Annotated in this window: 22 protein-coding genes, 1 tRNA gene and 1 pseudogene; 13 read left to right on the top strand and 11 right to left on the bottom strand. The window is 48.0% G+C overall.

Annotated elements, in window-relative coordinates; genetic code table 11:
• Positions 1-169 precede the first annotated feature (169 nt).
• Both IQE94_RS14760 and IQE94_RS14755 read right to left on the bottom strand, forming a co-directional pair.
• Positions 170-979: an A24 family peptidase gene (locus IQE94_RS14760; RefSeq protein ID WP_223342220.1), complete on the bottom strand. Its 810-nt coding sequence runs from the start codon at positions 977-979 to the stop codon at positions 170-172.
• A 206-nt stretch (positions 980-1,185) separates the two neighbouring features.
• Positions 1,186-1,476 carry a PepSY domain-containing protein gene (locus IQE94_RS14755; RefSeq protein WP_223342219.1) on the bottom strand — a complete coding sequence of 97 codons (291 nt, stop codon included), beginning with the start codon at positions 1,474-1,476 and terminating at the stop codon, positions 1,186-1,188.
• A gap of 259 nt (positions 1,477-1,735) precedes the next feature.
• Between IQE94_RS14755 and IQE94_RS14750 the strand changes: the two genes are divergently transcribed.
• From IQE94_RS14750 to IQE94_RS14735, 4 genes are read left to right on the top strand one after another with little or no spacing between them, the layout of a single operon-like run.
• Positions 1,736-1,987, top strand: coding sequence for a hypothetical protein (locus tag IQE94_RS14750; RefSeq protein ID WP_190597233.1), 252 nt, complete (start codon positions 1,736-1,738; stop codon positions 1,985-1,987).
• Entirely contained in the window at positions 1,923-5,021 is a 3,099-nt protein-coding gene (locus IQE94_RS14745) for a UPF0182 family protein (protein ID WP_223342218.1), read from the top strand. The genes IQE94_RS14750 and IQE94_RS14745 overlap by 65 nt, the downstream gene beginning before the upstream one ends.
• A gap of 8 nt (positions 5,022-5,029) precedes the next feature.
• Positions 5,030-5,545, top strand: coding sequence for a hypothetical protein (locus IQE94_RS14740; protein ID WP_212720650.1), 516 nt, complete (start codon positions 5,030-5,032; stop codon positions 5,543-5,545).
• Positions 5,546-5,571: 26 nt separating this feature from the next.
• Positions 5,572-5,949 (top strand): hypothetical protein, encoded by a 378-nt coding sequence (locus tag IQE94_RS14735; RefSeq protein WP_223342217.1) that lies wholly within the window; start codon positions 5,572-5,574, stop codon positions 5,947-5,949.
• Between the two features lie 36 nt (positions 5,950-5,985).
• Here IQE94_RS14735 and IQE94_RS14730 read toward each other — a convergent pair whose 3' ends face one another.
• Both IQE94_RS14730 and IQE94_RS18685 read right to left on the bottom strand, forming a co-directional pair.
• A complete protein-coding gene (locus IQE94_RS14730) occupies positions 5,986-6,687 on the bottom strand; it encodes an SGNH/GDSL hydrolase family protein (RefSeq protein WP_223342216.1) in 702 nt (233 codons plus the stop codon).
• Between the two features lie 75 nt (positions 6,688-6,762).
• The gene (locus tag IQE94_RS18685; protein WP_255611307.1) at positions 6,763-6,891 is read right to left on the bottom strand and encodes a hypothetical protein; all 129 of its coding nucleotides are present in this window, start codon (positions 6,889-6,891) and stop codon (positions 6,763-6,765) included.
• A gap of 21 nt (positions 6,892-6,912) precedes the next feature.
• On the opposite strand from IQE94_RS18685, the gene tsaB reads away from it, so the two are divergent.
• The gene (tsaB, locus tag IQE94_RS14725) at positions 6,913-7,572 is read left to right on the top strand and encodes a tRNA (adenosine(37)-N6)-threonylcarbamoyltransferase complex dimerization subunit type 1 TsaB (protein WP_223342215.1); all 660 of its coding nucleotides are present in this window, start codon (positions 6,913-6,915) and stop codon (positions 7,570-7,572) included.
• Positions 7,573-7,610: 38 nt separating this feature from the next.
• Here the strand turns inward: tsaB and IQE94_RS14720 are convergent, their stop codons facing one another.
• Positions 7,611-8,366 carry a WecB/TagA/CpsF family glycosyltransferase gene (locus IQE94_RS14720; RefSeq protein WP_223342214.1) on the bottom strand — a complete coding sequence of 252 codons (756 nt, stop codon included), beginning with the start codon at positions 8,364-8,366 and terminating at the stop codon, positions 7,611-7,613.
• 72 nt (positions 8,367-8,438) lie between these two features.
• Between IQE94_RS14720 and IQE94_RS14715 the strand changes: the two genes are divergently transcribed.
• Positions 8,439-10,124 carry a metallophosphoesterase family protein gene (locus tag IQE94_RS14715; RefSeq protein WP_223342213.1) on the top strand — a complete coding sequence of 562 codons (1,686 nt, stop codon included), beginning with the start codon at positions 8,439-8,441 and terminating at the stop codon, positions 10,122-10,124.
• Between the two features lie 219 nt (positions 10,125-10,343).
• On the opposite strand, the gene IQE94_RS14710 is transcribed toward IQE94_RS14715, so the two are convergent.
• The 6 genes and pseudogenes from IQE94_RS14710 to IQE94_RS14685 form a co-directional block, all read right to left on the bottom strand.
• A complete protein-coding gene (locus tag IQE94_RS14710; protein WP_223342212.1) occupies positions 10,344-10,670 on the bottom strand; it encodes a trans-aconitate 2-methyltransferase in 327 nt (108 codons plus the stop codon).
• A gap of 72 nt (positions 10,671-10,742) precedes the next feature.
• The gene (locus IQE94_RS14705; protein WP_223342211.1) at positions 10,743-11,264 is read right to left on the bottom strand and encodes a DinB family protein; all 522 of its coding nucleotides are present in this window, start codon (positions 11,262-11,264) and stop codon (positions 10,743-10,745) included.
• Between the two features lie 161 nt (positions 11,265-11,425).
• On the bottom strand, positions 11,426-11,917 hold the full coding sequence (locus IQE94_RS14700; RefSeq protein ID WP_223342210.1) for a hypothetical protein: 492 nt from the start codon (positions 11,915-11,917) through the stop codon (positions 11,426-11,428).
• Positions 11,918-11,985: 68 nt separating this feature from the next.
• A pseudogene (locus IQE94_RS14695) lies at positions 11,986-12,165 on the bottom strand (transposase); the annotation flags it as partial.
• A 50-nt stretch (positions 12,166-12,215) separates the two neighbouring features.
• Complete coding sequence (gene lhgO / locus IQE94_RS14690) at positions 12,216-13,418, bottom strand: L-2-hydroxyglutarate oxidase (protein WP_223342209.1); 1,203 nt, start codon at positions 13,416-13,418, stop codon at positions 12,216-12,218.
• A 155-nt stretch (positions 13,419-13,573) separates the two neighbouring features.
• Positions 13,574-13,647: transfer RNA gene (locus IQE94_RS14685), tRNA-Val, on the bottom strand.
• A 51-nt stretch (positions 13,648-13,698) separates the two neighbouring features.
• Between IQE94_RS14685 and IQE94_RS14680 the strand changes: the two genes are divergently transcribed.
• The 7 genes from IQE94_RS14680 to IQE94_RS14650 all read left to right on the top strand — a co-directional run bounded on the left by IQE94_RS14680 (position 13,699) and on the right by IQE94_RS14650 (position 19,978).
• Positions 13,699-14,571 (top strand): shikimate dehydrogenase, encoded by an 873-nt coding sequence (locus IQE94_RS14680; protein WP_223342208.1) that lies wholly within the window; start codon positions 13,699-13,701, stop codon positions 14,569-14,571.
• Positions 14,572-14,687: 116 nt separating this feature from the next.
• A complete protein-coding gene (locus IQE94_RS14675; RefSeq protein WP_212720665.1) occupies positions 14,688-15,908 on the top strand; it encodes an ATP phosphoribosyltransferase regulatory subunit in 1,221 nt (406 codons plus the stop codon).
• Positions 15,909-15,985: 77 nt separating this feature from the next.
• Positions 15,986-16,315, top strand: a complete 330-nt coding sequence (grxC, locus tag IQE94_RS14670) for a glutaredoxin 3 (RefSeq protein WP_212720666.1) — start codon at positions 15,986-15,988, stop codon at positions 16,313-16,315.
• Between the two features lie 36 nt (positions 16,316-16,351).
• Positions 16,352-17,239, top strand: coding sequence for a fructosamine kinase family protein (locus tag IQE94_RS14665; protein ID WP_223342207.1), 888 nt, complete (start codon positions 16,352-16,354; stop codon positions 17,237-17,239).
• A 289-nt stretch (positions 17,240-17,528) separates the two neighbouring features.
• Positions 17,529-18,305, top strand: a complete 777-nt coding sequence (locus tag IQE94_RS14660; RefSeq protein ID WP_223342206.1) for an RNA polymerase sigma factor SigF — start codon at positions 17,529-17,531, stop codon at positions 18,303-18,305.
• Between the two features lie 126 nt (positions 18,306-18,431).
• Positions 18,432-18,773: an iron-sulfur cluster assembly accessory protein gene (locus IQE94_RS14655; protein ID WP_212720670.1), complete on the top strand. Its 342-nt coding sequence runs from the start codon at positions 18,432-18,434 to the stop codon at positions 18,771-18,773.
• An 8-nt stretch (positions 18,774-18,781) separates the two neighbouring features.
• A complete protein-coding gene (locus tag IQE94_RS14650; RefSeq protein WP_255611306.1) occupies positions 18,782-19,978 on the top strand; it encodes a glycosyltransferase in 1,197 nt (398 codons plus the stop codon).
• The last annotated feature ends 6 nt before the right edge of the window (positions 19,979-19,984 follow it).

The following is a 19,984-nucleotide window of genomic DNA, read 5'->3' as shown; positions in this document are numbered from 1 at the left end:
TTTCACAGCAGTAATCAGCCAGGCGGCAATTGTGTCCTTTGAGTACAGCCCAAGTCTCTTAGAACGTGTTTTAAAAGCCCCCTTGACCACCAAATTTGGGGGGGAAACAAAGGCAAATTCCCCCAGTGCTGCCGGAGCTTTATAACAGTCCGTAACCACACCCAAAAGCTCAAAATTGTGGAGTCACAAAATTTAAGTAGCTAGCAATCAATCTTTCACCCCAAAAGAGACTGACGAGGGCACCGATCGCCAAAAAGGGGCCGAAGGGAAAACCCTGTCGTCGTTGCAATGTGCCCAGCAGTAGCTTTAAACCGCCATAGATGGAACCGAATAGACAGGCAATAAATGTGGTTAAAAGTAATGATGGCCAGCCCAACCAAGCTCCCACCATGGCCGCTAATTTGGGGTCGCCGTCCCCCATGCCTTCCCTGCCGAGCAACAGACTCCCCCCCATGCGGATCAAATCAAACAGCCATAGCCCCAATACCGCCGAGGCGATCGCCTCCACCAAGGGAATAATCCAATTGCCGCTCTGCCAACCCAGCAGTAAATGAAATAATAGCCCCAGCACCAGTCCTGGTTTAGTGAGACTATTGGGCAGGGTCATGGTGTCCCAGTCGATTAAAGTTAGGGCAATTAAAAAACTAATTAATGTCCAGTAGCCGAGGATTTGCCACTGCCAACCAAAACGCCAACAGGTCAGGGCAAATAATAAACCCGTAACAGCCTCCACCAGGGGATAGCGGGAGGAAATAGAGACTTGGCACCAACGGCATTTACCCCGTAGCCAAAGCCAACCCACCACTGGCACATTTTCTTTTGGCCCGAGTGGGTGGCCACAGTGGGGACAACGGGAAGGGGGATGCACCAGGGATAAACCCTCTGGTAAGCGATAGGCTACCACATTGAGAAAACTACCCACAGCAGAGCCCAGGGCAATGGCAAGCAGGAAGGCAAGGGGAGCAATCAGGGGATCCATGCTGGTTTCGGCTAAGGAAAGTCAAAAATTTAAGGTGGTGTTTGCCAAGCCTCCTTACCCCCTATTTGACGGGAAAAACTTAAAGTCCCCCGACATTAAGGCATTAGAAAATTTAAGGAGCAGAATTGGACTTGACGAACAGGTTCTAAAACAAATGTAGTCCGTTTTGTTTTTGAAAAGCCCAATTTTTTCCTGATTGACTAGGGTTAGTCCTCCAATTCCTTCTTGATAACTCGATAATTGGTATCTAGATAAATTTCATATTCCCGCCCGTCGGCACAGACGACATCGTCAATTTCAAAACGTTTTTTGTCGATTTCGTACTCAGCATCATCAAAGGAATTACAGCCCATGGCGTTGAGTACTTGGACAATTCTCTGTCTTTCCTGGGCCGTCACATCCCGGTCATCGGCCCTGGCGATCGCCGCTGTAAGGGTCATTTCCATCAGCACCACGCCGGCTAGAAAATAGCTAATTTGTTTGATGGCATTCATCATGGTTAGTTTCTCCAAAGGAAGTTTAAGCAACACATTAGTTTTTCCAACCTAGACTGTCATGGTTGGTTTACCAAGCCAGGGGTTAACAGCTTGGCGATCGCCCACTCCCTGGGGCCAAACGGTTCGTTAACGGAGGCCATCCAGCAAAGGATTAAGATGGGAAACAAATACCTGCCATGGGTATCAATTGGGGGCTCCGGTCCCACCGCTCAGCAGAAATCAGTCCCTGACGTGATTATCTGGATTGGATGCAAATTTTATGAAAACTTTACTACTAACCTGGCTAGACCGTATTTTGATTGCTGATGTATTCCTGGTGTTGCTGGGCTTTTTCTGGTTTGCCATTGCGGTGGTGGGGGAATCCACCGGTATTCCCTTGGGCTATCAAATCTGGCAAAAACTCTGGCTACCCCTGTTCAATCCCGCCATTAGTATTTTGATTTTGGGTGCCATCAGTAGTTGGGGGATCAAAAAACTTTCCCAATGGTTCACCGCTAAACAAGGGAGTTAGGGCCATGAAAGGGTGGGTCAAGGTGGCGATCGTCCTGGCCATTGCTTTGATGGGGTTGGAGATCATTGCCCGCATCTATGTGGAAAATCTCTGGTTCCGGGAGTTAAACTTCCAGTCCGTCTTTTGGAAGCGGTTGCGCTGGCAGGGGAGCATTACGTTGGTGGCGGGTTTTATTTCCTGGGCCTTTATTGTTTTCCAGGTCAAAGTGGCCAACCGTCTGGCCCATGAGGAAGCCCAACTGAAAAGCCTTGCCGTCACCCAAGCTGCCTCTGCACCAGTGCCCGTGGCGATCGGTTCCCGTTACTTACCCGTGCCCGCTCCACCAGTGGGGCCAAAAGCCCATTCCCGCCCCCTACCATTACCCGTTCTACTGCCCCTGATTATTGCCCTACAAATAATTCTGGTGGCCCTGGTGATGTATTACGTTTTCATCACCATTCAAGTGTGGACCCCGGACTATACTCTGCCCAATATCACCCCAGCGGTGCCCCAACCCTTTCGGCTTCGTTTGCTGTTTACCAATTTCAGCAATGGGCGTGCCCAGTTGGGAGCAACAGCCTTGGCGGGGATTTTAGCCCTCATTGGTGTGTTGCGGGGTCCCAAGCTATTACCGGGTTTAGTCTTTATTTTGAGTGGGGTTTGGGGACTGTTGCTATCGGGCAACTGGTTTCGATTGCTACTTTCTTTTAACAGTCAATCCTTCAATGCCATTGACCCCCAGTTTCACCGAGATATTAGCTTTTATATTTTCCAGATTCCCCTCTGGCAGTTGTTAGAGAGTTGGTGGCGGGGGCTATTCCTCTTTAGTTTGTTGGCGGTAACTTTAATTATTCTTAAATCCGGCAATAGCTTATCAGAGGGACGATTTCCCGGCTTTTCCCCAGCCCAGTTGAGACATCTAAGTGCTTTGGGCGCCGCAGTGGCCGCCACCCTAGCAGTGGAGCATTGGTTAAAGCGTTATGGTTATTTGTTTGCTAACCATGGGGTAGTCTACGGAGCTAATTACACTGATGTTCATTGGCGTTTACCCGTGGAAACCGGGTTAGCAATTTTTACCGTGGCGATCGCCATTTGGTCGGGGTGGTTGAGCCTTAAGGGTTGGCCCTCGGGGAAAGGAACTGGTGCCCCCCAGCGACGGGGACAGTTACCCTTAATCGGCCTCTGGTTGCCGATGTCTGTTTACCTTTTAATTCTGCTACTGCAAAATTTGGGCGGTTGGGCGATCGAACTGTTGGTGGTGCAACCCAATCAACTCACCAGGGAAAGGCCCTATCTGGCCCGCAACATCGCCGCCACCAGGGAAGCTTTTAACCTACAAATTATCCAGCCCACCACCCTCAGCGGCCGTGGCCAACTCACCCCCGCTAGCCTCGAAAGCAACCGACTCACCTTGGACAACATCCGCCTTTGGGACCCCATCCCCCTGCTGAAAACTAATCGGCAACTACAACAAATTCGGCTTTACTATAAATTTGTTGACGCTGACCTAGACCGCTACACCATCCGGGTGCAAAAAGACGACACCCAAACCATCAGCACCGCCAAACAACAGGTGCTCATTGCCCCTAGGGAATTGGACTACACTGCTGTGCCAGAAAAGGCCCAAACCTGGGTGAACAAACATTTGGTCTATACCCACGGCTACGGCTTCACCCTTTCCCCCGTTAATCTAGTGGATCAAGGGGGATTGCCCTATTACTTTGTCAAAGATATTGGCACCGACGAAAACGAAGGTGCTCTGCGCACCTCCAGTGAACTGATCCGCACCAGTATTCCCATCGGTAAGCCCCGCATTTATTTTGGTGAGATTACTGATAACTACATCATGACCAACACCGCCATTCCTGAGCTGGATTTCCCCAGTGGAGAGGAAAACGTTTACAACTTTTATGACGGTCGGGGTGGCATTTTTTTGAATTCTCCCCTCAGAAAATTATTATTTGCCGTTTATTTGCGGGACTGGCAAATGCTGTTCACGGAAAACTTTAAGCCTGATACTAGAATTTTATTTCGTCGTAATATTAACCATCGTATCCGCCATATTGCACCCTTTTTACGCTTTGACCGCGATCCTTACTTAGTAACAGCCAAAGTAAAAGGAGAAGAACATTCCACCCTTTATTGGTTGATTGATGCCTACACCACCAGCAACTACTATCCCTATTCCGATCCGGGGGAAGGGGATGCTAACCAACCGGGGCGTAACTTTAACTACATTCGTAATTCGGTCAAAATCTTGGTGGATGCCTACAACGGTGATGTACGTTTTTTCACCATCGATAAACAAGATCCATTAATTAAAGCTTGGCAGAAAATATTTCCCGAACTGTTTTTACCTTTTAGTTCCATGCCCTCTACTTTAAAAAGTCATATTCGTTATCCGGTGGATATGTTCAGTACCCAATCGGAGCGATTGTTGACCTATCACATGGAGGATATTGATGTATTTTACAACCGGGAAGATCAATGGCGTATTCCCCAGGAAACCTATGCGGATGAGCAACAACCCATTGCTCCCTATTACCTGATTATGAAATTGGCGGGAATCGATGCCAAAGAAGAGGAATTTGTTCTTTCCCAAGTTTATACTCCCAACGCTCGCAATAACCTGATTGCTCTACTCTTTGCCCGCTGTGATGAACAAAATTATGGCAAATTGTTGCTCTACACCTTACCCAAGGAAAGACTGGTTTATGGCCCCGAACAAATTGAAGCTTTGGTGAACCAAGATCCAGTAATTTCGGAACGGATTAGTTTGTGGAATCGCCGAGGTTCTCGGGCTATTCAGGGTAATTTGCTGGTAATTCCCATTGAAGAATCTTTACTATATGTGGAACCAATTTATCTGGAAGCTGAGAAAAATAGTTTGCCCACCCTCGCTCGGGTTGTGGTAGTTTATGGCAATCAAATTGTCATGGCAGAAAGTTTAAATGAGGCCATAGATGCCATTTTTTCACCGGATTCTCTAGGAGGAGAGGCAATTGTGCGTCCAGTTGATGGAGTTGTTAATGGTATTAATAACGAATTGAATTAGAGGTAATTATGGATCAGATAGAACAGAAAGTTAAAGAACTCTATGATCTTGCAAAAATTTATCCGGATGATGAAAATTTGCAAATAGCAGTAAGTTCTCTCAAGTCAATTCGTAGATCGAGGGGCAGTCTTCAAAGTTGGAATAGTCGTTACAGAAGTCAGATTAGCGATTTAAACAACTCGATAGAGATTCAAGAAGAGGAAAAAAATAGGCTACAGGCAGAATTAGATCAAATAAAATTAGAAGTGAAAAATTCTGTTGTGGAAAAACAAAGAATGATCATCGAGAGAGACAAAATTAAGGCTGACTTAAAAAACATTCAGACAGAAGTGGAATTAGCGGCATTGAAAGTTAAAGAAAGTAAAAGTTGGTTTGGTAAATTTCATATACTATGGACATTTGTCAATTCAGTCTTTTTTGATGAGCCGCCCGATATGGGGTTGATTGATACCTCCCCTAAATCAGATCCTGATAAACCTCAAATGGATACAAAGCCGTCTTCAATTGGCAGAGACCCCGGTTAAAGCAGTTAATTTTTCAATCCAAAACCATGTCTAAATTTAGTAAATTGTTAGATCAACTTGACGCAATAGATCAACAAGACACGAAAAATACAGCCAAACTTATGGGGGCTACCGCTGTTCTTTATGAGCGCTTGCAAGAAATTATTAATCGAAAACCTCCGCAATTTTTAGATCAAGAAAAGAAAGTTAGCAAGGAATTTTTGATCAAACATTTCGGCAATTATCGTAATACTTACAGTGTTTACAATAAGACCTATGGCATAAAAGCAAAAGGATGGGATAGTTTGCTGCCCAAAATTAAGGGTTTGCCTGTGCCTCAATCCCTGGAAGACAGGGTAAAAGAGCTAGAAACACAGGTTCAGCATCTAGCCCAGATTTTTGGTGAATTCCTAGAAAAAAACTGACAAGGAAAATTTGGCTGAAGTTGCCGATAACTAGACCTAAGGTTGAGATACCTTAGTTGTTAGCTCTTTGAGGGGTTGCCAGTGGTGGATGTCATCCAATAGTGCCTTGTAGCCTGCCACGTTGGGGTGGAGTCCGTCGGCCATGAGATGATCGTTAATCCATTCCTGGCCCCGTTGTTGCCAAATTTCAAAAATATCTAGGTAGGGAATTTGGCGATCGCCACAGGCCTTTTGGGTGATGGTTTTGAAACGGCGTTGATCAGAGTGGTTGAAATAAAAACAGTCGAGGAAAGGCATCCGAACTTCGTTGACCGGCACCATACCGACAAAAAGCACCGGACAGAGTTGACGGGCACTATCCAATAATTGCTCCACCTGTTTTTGAAAGAGGATTTCATCGGTGAAACAACGCCCATCGGGCCGACCCAACCGGGGGGAGTCGTTCACCCCCACAGAGAGAATGAGCAAATCGGGGACTTTGTTGCGGATTTCTCCACGCAGGCGAAATTCTTGCTCCAACCGTTCACTAACTTGGGCTACCCGATCGCCACGGATACCGAGGTTATAGAGAACGGGGCCATTTTCTTCCATCCAAAACCGCCTTAGCCGTTCCGCCCAACCGCCACCGATGGGATCTCCGTAACCGTAGACAAGACTGTCCCCCATGGCCAACACTTTTAGGGGATGGTCAAAACGGGGAGTTTGGGTAAGGGTCGACGCAGGGGAAATCGTTTGCATGGGATGATGTCCTAGGGTCGGGCGGGTAAAATCAAAACCAATGGGATGGATTGTAACGAGATCTTAACTGAGATTCTACAGGTTGACGTAAGCATTTATACACATTTGCCCCCCGGCGATCGCCACATTGAGGCAGAAAATTAGATAACAGCGATGCATTTGCCCCCATCCTATCCCCGATAAACTAAAGGTTGCAGTAAGCAACGATACTTAAATCTATTGGTAATGACCGTACCGCCTCCCCTTTCCCTGACCGATCACAGTTTAGGTCTGGCCCTCCACACCGCCACCGGCCAACTAGGTTTAGCTCTACAACGAGGAAAAAATCCGGTAGCCCAGCAAACTTGGTCATTGGATCGGGAATTACTCAATCAATTACACAATTGTTTAGGGGATTTTTTGCCGAGCCAGCAATGGCCAGAATTGGCCTATCTGGCCGTCGCCCAAGGCCCCGGTAGCTTTACCAGCGTCCGCATTGGTATGGTCACTGCCCGCACCCTAGCCCAGCAATTACAAATTCCCCTATTTGCCATTTCTACCCTGGCTTGTTTTGCTCAATCTTTGATTAAAGCCTGTGACGATGGCGAGTTATTGGCTGTCACCATGCCCGCAACCAGGGGTTATCTTTACGGGGCACTCTATCAAGTTGTCGGAGAAACACTAATTACCCTAGACGGCGATCGCCTTTGGTTACCGGACGATTGGCAACAATTCATGGCCGATAAACAGGTGGAACGGATCTATAGCACTCCGCCCCAGCTTGGCATCACCGCCCCCCAACTGCTAATCCTTGCTTGGCAACATTGGCTCCTTGGCGATCGACCCCACTGGTCAGCGGCCCAACCTTTCTATGGCATGAGCCCCACCGACCCTGTGGCCAATTAATCTATTTTTTCCTGCTCAAACATTAGGAGCAAAATAGTTTATAAGGTTTTTTTCTTGGTGAACCATTGCCAAGTAAATAGAATAATAAAGGCGGGGTTATTGATTAAATATCTGCGCCATAATCGTTTCGGTTCCATGAGTAAACGATAGAACCATTCCAATCCTAGGGCCATTAACCAGCGGGGAGCTTGGGACACCAAACCACTGTGGAAATTAAAAGCAGCTCCCACCCCCACCATGACCAGATTTAGTTTTTGATAATGATTAGCCATCCAAATTTCCTGCTTAGGACAGCCCAGACCAACAAAGAGAATATGGGCTCCCGAACGCTTAATTTTTGCTAGGGCCACTTCTTCCTCCTGCGGTTCCAGGGGACGAAAAGGAGGAGAATCAGCACCAACAATGTCAAGTGTGGGAAAACGTTTAATTAGATTAACTTTTAGTTGAGTTAAACAAGCTTCGGTACCGCCGTAGAGGTAAATACCAAGGTTTTCGTCCACGGCTCGCTGACAAATTGTTAGCATCAAATTCGGGCCATAAACTCTAGTAGCCTGTGGGTAACCGAGCAATTTTAATCCCCACACCAATGGCATACCATCGGGGGTGACTAACACAGCTTGATTAATAATTTCTTGATAACTTTTATTGCCATAGGCGCTCATTACCACATGGACATTGGCCGCTACCACATAATTGGCGATCGCCGCTTTAGCTAAATTAATGATGGTGGCTGTGGCTTGTCCATAGTCTGTGCAGTCAATTCTCGTGCTGATAATGGTGCGGGAAATGTTCACAGCAAAAGCCAAAGTGGATGTCTGGGTGGTTTAATTTTGCCATTGTCGGAGCAATAAAACTGAGGCCAGGGGATGATTGTCACTAGTTTGTTATTAATGCATTTGCTGGTTATGTTGAGTGATCCTTTTTTACAACTTCCCACCCCTGACAGCGTTGAAGTCATTTGGTTTACCGAATTTGCCGGGGACAACCATTGGGTGCAGTGGGGGAAAGACCTGGAGCATCGCACCGAGGCTTCCAGCCGACAGTTGACCCGCACCAGGGAAGATGAATGGTCCTACACCTTCCAAACCTATGACAAGCTTTCCCCCAGGGCCATTTGGCGACATCAAGCGGTGATCAAGGGTTTAAAAGCTGGGGAGACTTTGCCCTATCAAGTTTTCAGTGCCGATCGCCAACACATACACCAGAGCGATATTTTTTCCCTCCAACCCAGCCCCCCTGCGGATCAGCCCTTAAAAATTTTGCTCACCTCCGACCATCAGTTAATGCCCATGGTGGCGGCCAATATCCAACAGGCGATCGCCGTTTATAGTGGCTTTGATGCGGTATTCCATGCCGGAGATATGGTCAATGTGCCGGATCGGGCTTCGGAGTGGTTTGATGACCGCCGGGGTAGGTCTTTTTTCCCAGTTCTCCAGGGCCGGGCCTCGGTCACCCTGGGAGGCAAAATTTATCAAGGAGCGTCGTTGTTGCAATCTACTCCCCTCTTTCCCTGCATTGGTAACCATGAAGTAATGGGCCGCTATTCCCCCAGCAAGGCATTGCATTTACAGTTTAAGGATGCTCGACCCCAGGCGATCGCCGAAGAAGAATATTTTGAGCGGCAGGATTTTGCTGAGCAGGAATATGATCCAGGCCGAGCCGCCCAATGGATTGAGGATAATTCCTTTAACTTCCAAACCTATCAAGAAATTTTTTCCTTACCCCCCACCCCAGCGCCGCAAAAACAGTACTATGCTGTTACTTTTGGTCATATTCGTCTCATTTCCTTAATGGTCACCAATGTTTGGAGAGCACCACAAAAGAATTCAATCACACCGGGGCGTTACCAGGAAAGCAGTCAACAGTTACATGAGCCGGAAAATTGGGGCTATGGCCAGCATATTTTTGAGCCCATTACCCCCGACAGTAGACAGTATGAATGGCTGCAGCAGGAATTAGCTGGGGAAGCCTTCCAACAAGCTCAGTACAAAATTGTTATGTTCCACCATCCTCCCCATAGTTTAGGCGGTAATGTCACCCCTCCCTACACCGATCCCCAAGCCTATGAAGAATATGCTCCCGATGGCACCATGGTTCACCGCCGTTATCATTATCCCAAAGGAGAAAATCAGATTATTAAATACTTAGTTCCTCTGCTAAAAAATGCCGGAGTTCAGCTAGTTTTTTATGGCCATTCCCATCTTTGGAATCGTTTTGTCAGTCCTGGGGGGATGCATTTTTTAGAAACTTCCAATGTCGGCAATAGTTATGGCGCCCATTTAGCCGACAATCCCCGTTCCCTGCCAGATTTTACTGATCCCAGCAATGATTTCCCCGTTGGTAATCCCAATGGTTTATCGCCAATTATTCCCACCATTGCCCCTCTACTTAATTCCCAAGAAGAACCATTACCTTACATTGCTAATAATAAAATTACCGTCTTTAGTGTACTGGAAACTAGTGATAATAACGCAGTGATCAAAAGCTATTATTTTGACATCAATGGAGATAATAACAATGTAGTTTTATTTGACCAATTTCAACTAAGGTAAACCCAACTCATCCTGTTTGCTTTTTGGTATTGCATTCAATTTTACTAATATTGTAAAGATATTGCCCTGTTTTTAACTTAAACGACAACTGATATTTTCCTCAGCTTACAGTGGTCAAATTTCCGTTGGCCAAGACCAACGCTCTCTGTCATAGGCATTACAAACGTTTACAGCGGCTACCGTTTCAGCCTGGCACACTCAGCAGAATTCAAACGCTTGTTACACCGTTGATTTGTTGTTGTAAATTGATTCTGTAAGCGTCTCGATTTTTTCGGAGTAACCCATTGCCCTTGCTTTTGCCGACAAAACATCAAGAAATTCTGGAAAAATATCAATGGCGGTAATTTGTGCATTTTGCAGCTTACTTGCTAAAACCAAAGTCGATGCCCCCGTACCGCAACCGATGTCAGCGACCTGAAGTTTTGCCAATGTATCGATTCGAGTTAGTTCGAGGGCTCGTATGGTTTCTGCTTCGCTTCCTGGCCCCTGACGTGGTCCATCCCGGTGTAAATCCATCATCAGGGCCAATAATTTTTCCTGATTCATTTCGTGAGCTGTGCCCCCAATTGATTTAGTGCTATAAAAAGTACTTTTCTACCCAGTGGTTGTCGCTATCGATTAGAGCCCATTACCAGTGTTTACATCAAGGTGGGCTAACCAAGGTAAGTCCACTATGCCAGGCTCATAGCCCAGTTGCTTGATCAGGGTGGTCACTTGGCCACGGTGGTGAGTTTGATGATTAAACATATGGGTGACCAACACCCAGGTGGGCATAATACGGGTTTTGCCGTCTGTGTTGCTGGTGTATTCAAAAGGAGTTTCTAACCATGGGGATGATAAGTTCTGGGACCAGTGTAAAATTTCTTGGTCCATTGCACTTCTCTCGGCCCATAGCGCATCAAAGTTTTGGTAAAGTTCCTGACCAATGCTTTTTGATGTCAAAGATTGTTTGGTAAATCTTCCCAGCCATGCTTTGTCTCCGTACAAAATGTGATTTAAGGTTCCATCGATGGACTTAAAAAAAGCACCTAGATCTTTTTTTCGCATATCGTCGGGAATTTCGGCGCAGACTGCATAAATCTTCCCATTGATCCATTGGTTGTATTGGGCCATTAGCTCGAAGTAATCGCTCGTCTGCATATTGTTTAGCTCCTGTGATGAAAAAATGTATTTGTTTCTAAGCCACGTACCAACCGATCGCCAATTGACAGTAATTAATTCCAACCTGGGCGATCGCCTGCCGTTTAATCAATTTCCTGGTTATTTTTGCACCACCAATATGTTGCTCTGTCAATTCTAGGTTAATTCTCAATGGATCCCGACTCGACCCTAGCATCACCGGTGGGAATCATAATCCCTTCTTGGACAACGGTAAGAATGGGTCTGCCATCAATATCAGTGCGCCATATCTTGGCAGGATAAGTACCCGGTACTGGTCGCCAACCCTGGGGAATAAACTCATATTTCCAATTGGGATAACCTGTTTCCCGCACAATTCCGTGGTAGTGATTATCGGCATTCCAACGAGTAATGGTAATGCAAACCTCTCCCAGTGAGGGAACTTCCTCGTCAAAAGCAGATATGGCTGCAATCAGATTAGAGCCTAGCTTTCTTCTGGAAAATCCGACAATGACAAAAAAAAGCGAAAATGTTAAAGGTAATAGATTCCAAAATAATAGTGAGGTGATCGCCCCCAAAACAGCCGCCCCCAAGAACCATCGATTGATCTGGGCCGCTATTCCCAGGGCTGGACGGAGGTTAGTAATTTGTTGTGCGACCGATAGTGTTTTCATTGTAGATCCGTAGTTTTCCAATAGCCATTGTCAGTAAATTTTTGATCTTAAAAAGTGTTTGGAAAGTTTTAGGCAAGCCTCTGGAGCATGAGGTTGACCATGGCCACATAAAATATTGTCTCACTGGTGGTAAGTAAATATTTATAATCCTTGCTTAAACGACAATAGCGTCCAAACCAAGCAAAGGTACGCTCGACTACCCAACGGTGGGGTAGGAATTCAAAGCCTTTTTCTTCCCCCGTTTTTTGCTTTGGGTAAATAAGGCTCTACCAACTTCCTCTCAAATTACAAGCTGATGTCAACGATTTAAAAGAGTCGGCACTTGGGAGGCGATCGCCTTGCCAATTTCCAAAGAAGCTGTGGCCGCCGGAGAAGGAGCGTTAAGTACCTGGAGGGAATTGGAGCCGGGGACAATGAGAAAATCTTCTACCAAAGCCCCATCATTTTTCAGCGCCTGGGCCCTCACCCCCGCTGGATTGGGCAGAATGTCGTCCGCCGTCACTTCCGGAATTAATTCCTGTAAACTCTGCACAAAGGCCGCCTTACTAAAGGAGCGAATAATTTCCTGTAGGCCTTCTTGCCAATGTTTACCCACCAACTTCCAAAAGCCAGCATAGGCCATCACCTCAGTGAAATCCCCCCAATCAAAATCCGTTTTGCGATAACCTTCCCGCTTCAAGCTCAGCACCGCATTGGGCCCAGCGTGGATACTGCCATCAATCATGCGGGTGAAATGTACCCCCAAAAAGGGAAAGGCCGGGTTGGGGACTGGGTAAATTAAACCTTTGACTAAATATCTTTTCTCTTGCTTCAACTCATAATACTCCCCTCGAAAAGGTACGATTTTAGCATCAGGCTTGATCCCCGCCATCTTGGCCAGGCGATCGCTCTGGAGACCGCCACAATTGATCAGAAAACGACTAAAAAAATCCCCCTGGTTAGTGACCAAACTATGGCCATTAGCCTGGGTTGCAATACCACTTACCCGATGGTTAAACTTGATTTCTCCGCCCTGGGCTTGAATAAGTTCTGCATATTTTTGACAAACCAGTTTGTAATTAACAATGCCAGAAGTGGACACATGAATCCCCCCTAAGCATCGCACATGGGGCTCATACTCCCCAACCTGTTCAGGGCTAAGTTTTTTCACCTTTAAGCCATTGGCTTGACCCCGATTAAATAGGTTTTCCAATAGGGGCAATTCCGCCGGTTTGGTCGCCACAATGACCTTGCCACAAACCTCGTAGGGCAGGGCGTGTTCCTGGCAAAATTCCACCATGCTTTGGTTGCCAGCTTTGGTGAATTGGGCCTTAAAACTGCCAGGTTTATAGTAAATGCCAGAGTGAATGACGCCGCTATTGTGCCCCGTTTGGTGGTGGGCTGGCTCCGCTTCCTTCTCCAAAATCAATAATTTGTATTGAGGAAAACGACGGCTAATAAATAACCCCGTGGCCAAGCCAACAATGCCACCGCCGATAATTGTGATGTCATAGGAAGCCATTTTTTCCCCACTCCTTGGAAAAATTACCAGCTAATTATCCTAGCCCGACAATGCCGACCGAGGAAACAGAATGATCAATTGCTCTCGTTGGCCGTAAACCATTGCAGACGAAAGTTTCCCTTTGACCAGGAATAGCCTGTCAGGGAGCAAATTTATGGACGTAACTGGATTCGAACCAGTGACCCCATCGATGTCAACGATGTACTCTAACCAACTGAGCTATACGTCCTAGCGATTTAGTAATATAGCATGGCTCCATTTAAATTAACAATTGTCCCCCATGCTCCCCATTACCGGTAAAACTAAGCTTCTCGGTGTGATTGGTCATCCGGTGGCCCATTCCCTGTCCCCGGTGATGCACAATGCAGCTCTCCAGGCGATCTCCAGTGACTATGTGTATGCAGCCTTTCCCATTGCCCCGGCAGATTTGCCAGTAGCCATTGAAGGTTTGGGGGCCAGTGGAGTCCAGGGGTTAAGCGTGACGATTCCCCATAAACAGGCGGTGATGGCTTTATTGACCCAGATAACTGAAACCGCTCAGCAAGTGGGAGCCGTGAATACTCTCTGGCGGGATGGCCATGGTTGGCAGGGAACCAATACCGATGTTGAGGGTTTTTTGACTCCTTTGTTGGAGTTAAAGCGAGATTGGTCAGGGGGGAAGGCGGTGGTCCTCGGTCACGGTGGGGCCGCCCGAGCAGTGGTGGTGGGTTTAATCCAATTGGGTTGTCCAGAAATTATTGTGGTGGGTCGCAGTCCAGAAAAGCTGGCCCAGTTTGCCGACAGTTGGACAGATCAGGAAATCAAACAAGCTTTGCAAGTCCTGCCCTGGGAAGAGTTATCCGAGGTTATCCCCCAAGCAACTTTATTGATTAACAGTACCCCCGTGGGCATGGTTCCCCATCCCGAGCAATCCCCGCTAGATCAATGCCTGGTGGAAAAATTACCGCCCACGGCGATCGCCTATGACTTGATTTACACTCCCCGCCCCACCAAGTTTTTACAACAGGCCCAGGAGCGAGGCTTAGTGACTATCGACGGAGCAGAAATGCTCGTGCAACAGGGGGCTGCGGCATTGAAAATTTGGTTACAACGGGACGTACCAGTTGATGTAATGCGCCAAGCCCTACTCCATCACCTGGAAAAATCCGCCTGATCACCTGGAAGTAAGGGTTTTGAGAATTTTGCCAACCAAGGAAAACCGGGGAAATATTCCTTGGGGTTGCGGGAAAACATTATATTTAAATTTGCCCCCGCCGAAACTAAGCTGCCATGATTCACCATCCCCCCGCTGGAGCCAGGGACTTACTTCCCCTAGAAGTTGCCCAAAAAGCCTGCATCAATGACCAACTGCAACAAACTTTTCACCGCTGGGGCTATCAGCGCATTGTTACCTCCACTTTGGAATGGCTGGATACCCTTGTGGCCGGGGGAGCAATTTCCGCCCATAAAGTTATCCAACTCCAGGACCGGGGGGAAGGACGGTTGGGTTTACGGCCAGAATTGACTGCTTCCATTGCCCGGGCGGTGGTGACTCGCATGACTGACAATCAGCCCCAAAGATTGTGTTACCGGGCCAACGTCTTTCGCAATCCTCCAGAAGGCTACCACGGCAAGCAAATGGAGTTTTTTCAAGCGGGCATAGAATTGCTCTTTGCTGGGGGCGTCCGAGCCGATGCGGAAATTCTTCTGCTGTTGACCGATTGCCTGACCAAATTGGGCTTAACTGATTGGCAACTGATTTTGGGCGATGCTGGCCTGACCAGAAGTCTATTGGCCAAATTACCCACCACTCTTCAAACCGCTGTCCGGGATTGCATCACCCGTTTGGACTATGTGGAACTATCCCAACTCCCCTATCCCGATGACGAAGCCAAAAACCTGGCCTTGCAACTGTTTGACCTCCGGGGCACGGTGGAGGAAGTTTTGGCCAGACTCGGTCAGTTGAATGTACAGGGGGAATGCCTAGCCCGGGTCGATCGCCTGCAGGCATTGTTGTCTTTGGTAGCGGCCAGTGGAGATGGGCCCTCCAATTTGGTGTTGGATCTGAGTTGGCTCCAGCCGTTTGATTACTACACTGGGATGGTGTTCCAAGCGGTGAGTCGCCAAGCGGATAACTGTTACGTATTGGGGCAAGGGGGTCGTTATGACCAGTTACTGAGTCAATACCATCCCCAACGGCAATCCTTTCCCGGTACGGGCTTTTCTTTGAACATTGAGGAGTTGCACCAATGTTTGCTCGCATTGGGGACTTTGCCCACCAGCACCGCCGCCATCGATTATCTAGTTTGCCCAGTGGATGATGCCGCCGAGGGGGCCGCCTTTCGCCATGCCCAACAGTTGCGCCAACAATACCCCAATCGCCGGGTGGAATTAGACTTAGGGGGGCGATCGCCAGAGGAATTAAATGCCTATGCCCAGGCCATGGCGGTGGGGCAAATTGTCTGGGTCGGGGCCGATAGCCAGGTTGAAGCGACACCGGCCGATCTGTAATGTTTGAGGGAAAGGACAAAAGTAACCCCGTTGCAGTCCCCATTTAGAGTTCCCAGTTCCAATCTCCAGGTGACGTCATGGCTAATTTGTTCAACTGGCTCCCCCTCCTCAATGGCCGCCAAGCGGATGGTATCAAAGCCAAAGTGGAAGTATATACTTGGCAAACTTGTCCCTTTTGCATCCGGGCCAAGCTTTTACTGTGGTGGAAGGGAGTTAAGTTCATCGAATACAAAATTGATGGCGATGACCAGGCCAGACAGGCCATGGCGGAAAGGGCAGAGGGACGACGCAGTGTGCCCCAGATTTTTGTCAATGACCAGGGCATTGGTGGCTGTGATCAACTCTATAGCCTGGACAGCCGCGGTCAGTTAGATCCTCTTTTGGCCACTCCCCCTAACCCAGCTTAGGCATTGCTACCCCTTACCCCTGTCCTCTTTTCCATTGTGCCTGTGAATTCCCCTGCTTTCTGGCAAACCATTGCCCAACAAATCAGTCAGACCACCGGCCAGCCCTTCAGTGTTCAGGAACGGCGATCAGTAAGTGGTGGTTGTATTAACCAGGGCTATTGCCTCATGGATGGGGAGCAGAAATATTTTGTCAAACTTAACCAAGCCCAGCAGTGGCCAATGTTTCAAGCGGAAGCCCTTGGCTTGGAGGCCATGGCCGCCACCCATACCATTAGGGTTCCCCGTCCCATTTGCCATGGTAGTTCCGCTGGCCACAGTTACCTGGTGTTGGAATGGCTAGAGTTTGGCCAAAGCAACCGTGACAGTTGGTACCGCATGGGGCAAAATTTGGCGGCATTGCATCAAGCGGGGGGGAGCACCCAATTTGGCTGGCAGACTGATAACACCATCGGGGCCACTCCCCAGCCCAATCCTTGGATCGATAATTGGGCCGACTTTTTTGCGGAGCATCGCCTCGGCCATCAACTGGCCCTAGCTCGACAGCGGGGAGGTAATTTTCCCTATCCAACAGTGGTGGTGCCCAAAGTTAAGGAATTACTAGGCGATCACCAACCAACACCGGCTTTAGTCCATGGCGATTTGTGGTCTGGCAATGGCGCAATTTTAACCACAGGGGAACCGGTCATTCTCGACCCGGCCTGCTACTACGGCGATGGAGAAGTGGATATTGCTATGACGGAATTATTTGGTGGATTTCCGGCGGGATTTTACCAGGGTTACCATGCAATTCGTCCTCCGGAGCCTGGTTATCAACAACGGAAAACCCTCTACAATCTCTATCACATCCTCAACCACTTCAATTTGTTCGGGGGCGGTTATCAACAGCAAGCCCAGCAAATGCTTAAACAATGCTTAAGGATTTAGTTGAAGAATTGTTGACTTTTTCCCCATATTCGCCTTCAGACTTTGGATTAGTTTTATAATTGCATAGGGTTCTTAGCCATATCTCTCCATTTTGGCCCATTTGCAGGCAAGCTATTTTCTCGGCCAGAGTGCGGATGAGAATGATGCCCAAGCCCAGACATAGCGTATTTCCCACGTCATTTGCTGAGGCATCGATTGGCAAAAAAAATTTATTTTTTCCATATATTTGCTGATGCAGGCAAGGCCTAACTATCGGTAAAGTTGACTGGAGTCGTCTAAATCCAAAACCATGACCAATGCCACTAGCGAAAGCCTTAAACTTGAGACTCTGAGACTGTTCAAAATCTACACAGAGTCCCACGACGTTGGCGTGCGGAATCGGATTATGGAAGTCAATCTGGGCCTGGTGAGGAAGGAGGCATACCATTGGACAGCCCAGTGTAATGAAAGTTTTGAAGATTTGTCCCAGGTGGGTTGTTTGGGACTGATCCGGGCCATTGAAAGGTTTGATATGAATAAGGGCAATGCCTTTAGTTCCTTTGCCATTCCCTATGTGCGGGGGGAAATCCAGCATTTTCTGCGGGATAAAAGTAACTGCGTTCGCATTCCCCGTCGTTGGTTGGATCTGGGTCGTCAGGCTATCGCCGTCCAGCAAGAATTTCGCCTCAAATATGACCGAGCCGCCACCGATGAAGAAATTGCCCAAATTTTAGCGGTGCCCCTGACAGACTGGCAGGAAACCAAACTGGCATTGCAAAATCGTGAGCTAGTGAGTTTGGATACCAAAGTAAATGGCGACGATGACGGGCAAGTTAACCTGGGGGATTGTTTAGCCCACCACGAATTCCGTAGTTTTCAACTCAGCCCCGAGGATCAGATCCGCCTGCAACAGGCTCTGGCCGGTTTGGAAGAACGTACCCGCCGCATTGTGGAATTTGTTTTTCTCCATGACTTCACCCACAAGGAAGCCGCTGAAATGATGGGGGTTAGTGTGATCACAGTTTCCCGTCGCATCAAACAGGGCATTGGGGCATTGAAAAAAGCCTTGAACACGGAAATTTTCTAACTTCTTAGAGTAACTCTCCGGTAGTTGACGAAAAAATTCATCCAAGGTCGGCGATCGCCCTGGTAGTATGGCAGATGGAACTTTATGTCTAATTTCTCGATTTTTTTTGAGCCATTGCGTTAGCTTATGCTGCAATTGACTGCCAGTGCCACCCAGGAAATTAAACGATTGCAACACAGTCGCCAACTAACCCGCCACCATTTTCGCCTCGCGGTTAGGCCTGGAGGGTGCGCCGGTTGGTTATACCATATGGATTTTGTACCGGAAATTACCGCTGACGATTTAGAGTATGAAAGTGACGGGGTGACGGTGCTAGTGGATAGCCAGAGTGCAGGTTACCTCCACAATCTCAAATTAGATTATGCCGAAGATTTAATGGGGGGAGGATTCCGCTTCACTAACCCCAATGCCGCCCAGGTGTGCAGTTGTAGCTTGTCCTTTGCTCCTAATCTAGAAAAGAATTTATAGGTGGACAGATGGTCACCTTTGTCTTCGTAATTACCGCAATCTCTGGCCTAATTTGGTGCTTTTTGCTGGGGGGCTGGGGAAATTTTTGGCGCTGTGATCAGGTTTTAAACTTTGAGCATTCATCGTCGTTAAAGGAGTATCCCCCCGTGGCAGCCATTATTCCAGCTCGGGATGAGGCCAACGTCTTGGGTCAGAGTTTGCCCAGTTTATTGCAACAGCATTATCCTGGCCTGTTGAAAATTATTTTGGTGGATGACCAAAGTAGTGATGGCACAGGAGCTGTGGCCCAGCGCATCGCCACCGATTTGGGCCATGGCGATCGCCTAGAAGTGGTGTCCGGGCAACCGCTACCCCCTGGATGGTCGGGAAAATTATGGGCAGTGGAACAGGGCTGGCAAACGGTGCAGTCGGACAAACAAAGTCCAGAACCCTGGCCAGAGTACATTTTTCTCACCGATGCGGACATTGCCCATGGCCGGCAAACCATTAAAACCTTGGTGGAAAAAGCCCAGCGGGAAAATTTAGCCCTGGTATCCCTGATGGTGCTGTTGCGCTGTGAGAGTGCTTGGGAAAAATTGCTGATTCCAGCCTTTATTTTCTTCTTTCAAAAGCTCTATCCTTTCCCGTTGGTGAATAATCCCCACCATAAAACGGCCGCGGCGGCGGGGGGCTGTATTCTCATGCAGCGGTCAGCCTTACAAACCATTGGTGGCATTGAAGCTCTCAAGGAAGCACTAATTGATGATTGCACCCTTGCCCAGAAGTTAAAAACCCAAAAACTCCCCATTTGGTTGGGGCTAACTAGGGAAAATTGGAGCTTACGGCCCTACGATCGCCTAGAAACCATTTGGCAGATGGTCAGCCGCACTGCCTACACCCAACTGGATTACAATCCCCTGCTGTTACTAGGTACCCTCCTGGGCATGGCTTTAGTTTATTTAACTGCCCCTGTGGCCCTAGTATCGGCAATAATTTGGGGTAATACCTCCCTGGCCCTAGTGGGAGCTTTTACCTGGGTGCTAATGGTGATCGCCTATGGCCCGACCTTAAAATTCTATGGGCGCTCCCGGCTTTGGGGTTTGACCCTACCGTTAATTGCCCTGTTATATAGCCTCATGACCCTAGATTCTGCTTGGCAACATTGGCAGGGCCGGGGGGGGGCTGGAAAGGTCGGGTTTATCCCCAGGGGTCTTAATTCCTTGTGAACCCTC

Source organism: Synechocystis sp. PCC 7339, from assembly GCF_019924095.1.
Lineage (GTDB): Bacteria > Cyanobacteriota > Cyanobacteriia > Cyanobacteriales > Microcystaceae > Synechocystis.
Note: the sequence above shows the minus strand (reverse complement) of the source record. Positions and strands in the feature narration are given on the sequence as shown.

Excerpts from the sequence above, each read along its gene's own strand:
- IQE94_RS14660 (WP_223342206.1), top strand. The coding sequence starts at position 17,529 with ATGACCAATGCCACTAGCGAAAGCCTTAAACTTGAGACTCTGAGACTG.
- grxC (WP_212720666.1), top strand. The coding sequence starts at position 15,986 with ATGGCTAATTTGTTCAACTGGCTCCCCCTCCTCAATGGCCGCCAAGCG.
- IQE94_RS14650 (WP_255611306.1), top strand. The coding sequence starts at position 18,782 with ATGGTCACCTTTGTCTTCGTAATTACCGCAATCTCTGGCCTAATTTGG.
- IQE94_RS14730 (WP_223342216.1), bottom strand. The coding sequence starts at position 6,687 with ATGCAAACGATTTCCCCTGCGTCGACCCTTACCCAAACTCCCCGTTTT.
- IQE94_RS14735 (WP_223342217.1), top strand. The coding sequence starts at position 5,572 with ATGTCTAAATTTAGTAAATTGTTAGATCAACTTGACGCAATAGATCAA.
- IQE94_RS14715 (WP_223342213.1), top strand. The coding sequence starts at position 8,439 with ATGATTGTCACTAGTTTGTTATTAATGCATTTGCTGGTTATGTTGAGT.
- IQE94_RS14700 (WP_223342210.1), bottom strand. The coding sequence starts at position 11,917 with ATGAAAACACTATCGGTCGCACAACAAATTACTAACCTCCGTCCAGCC.
- IQE94_RS14740 (WP_212720650.1), top strand. The coding sequence starts at position 5,030 with ATGGATCAGATAGAACAGAAAGTTAAAGAACTCTATGATCTTGCAAAA.
- tsaB (WP_223342215.1), top strand. The coding sequence starts at position 6,913 with ATGACCGTACCGCCTCCCCTTTCCCTGACCGATCACAGTTTAGGTCTG.
- IQE94_RS14705 (WP_223342211.1), bottom strand. The coding sequence starts at position 11,264 with ATGCAGACGAGCGATTACTTCGAGCTAATGGCCCAATACAACCAATGG.
- IQE94_RS14710 (WP_223342212.1), bottom strand. The coding sequence starts at position 10,670 with ATGAATCAGGAAAAATTATTGGCCCTGATGATGGATTTACACCGGGAT.
- IQE94_RS14760 (WP_223342220.1), bottom strand. The coding sequence starts at position 979 with ATGGATCCCCTGATTGCTCCCCTTGCCTTCCTGCTTGCCATTGCCCTG.
- IQE94_RS14755 (WP_223342219.1), bottom strand. The coding sequence starts at position 1,476 with ATGATGAATGCCATCAAACAAATTAGCTATTTTCTAGCCGGCGTGGTG.
- IQE94_RS14680 (WP_223342208.1), top strand. The coding sequence starts at position 13,699 with ATGCTCCCCATTACCGGTAAAACTAAGCTTCTCGGTGTGATTGGTCAT.
- lhgO (WP_223342209.1), bottom strand. The coding sequence starts at position 13,418 with ATGGCTTCCTATGACATCACAATTATCGGCGGTGGCATTGTTGGCTTG.
- IQE94_RS14750 (WP_190597233.1), top strand. The coding sequence starts at position 1,736 with ATGAAAACTTTACTACTAACCTGGCTAGACCGTATTTTGATTGCTGAT.
- IQE94_RS14675 (WP_212720665.1), top strand. The coding sequence starts at position 14,688 with ATGATTCACCATCCCCCCGCTGGAGCCAGGGACTTACTTCCCCTAGAA.
- IQE94_RS14655 (WP_212720670.1), top strand. The coding sequence starts at position 18,432 with ATGCTGCAATTGACTGCCAGTGCCACCCAGGAAATTAAACGATTGCAA.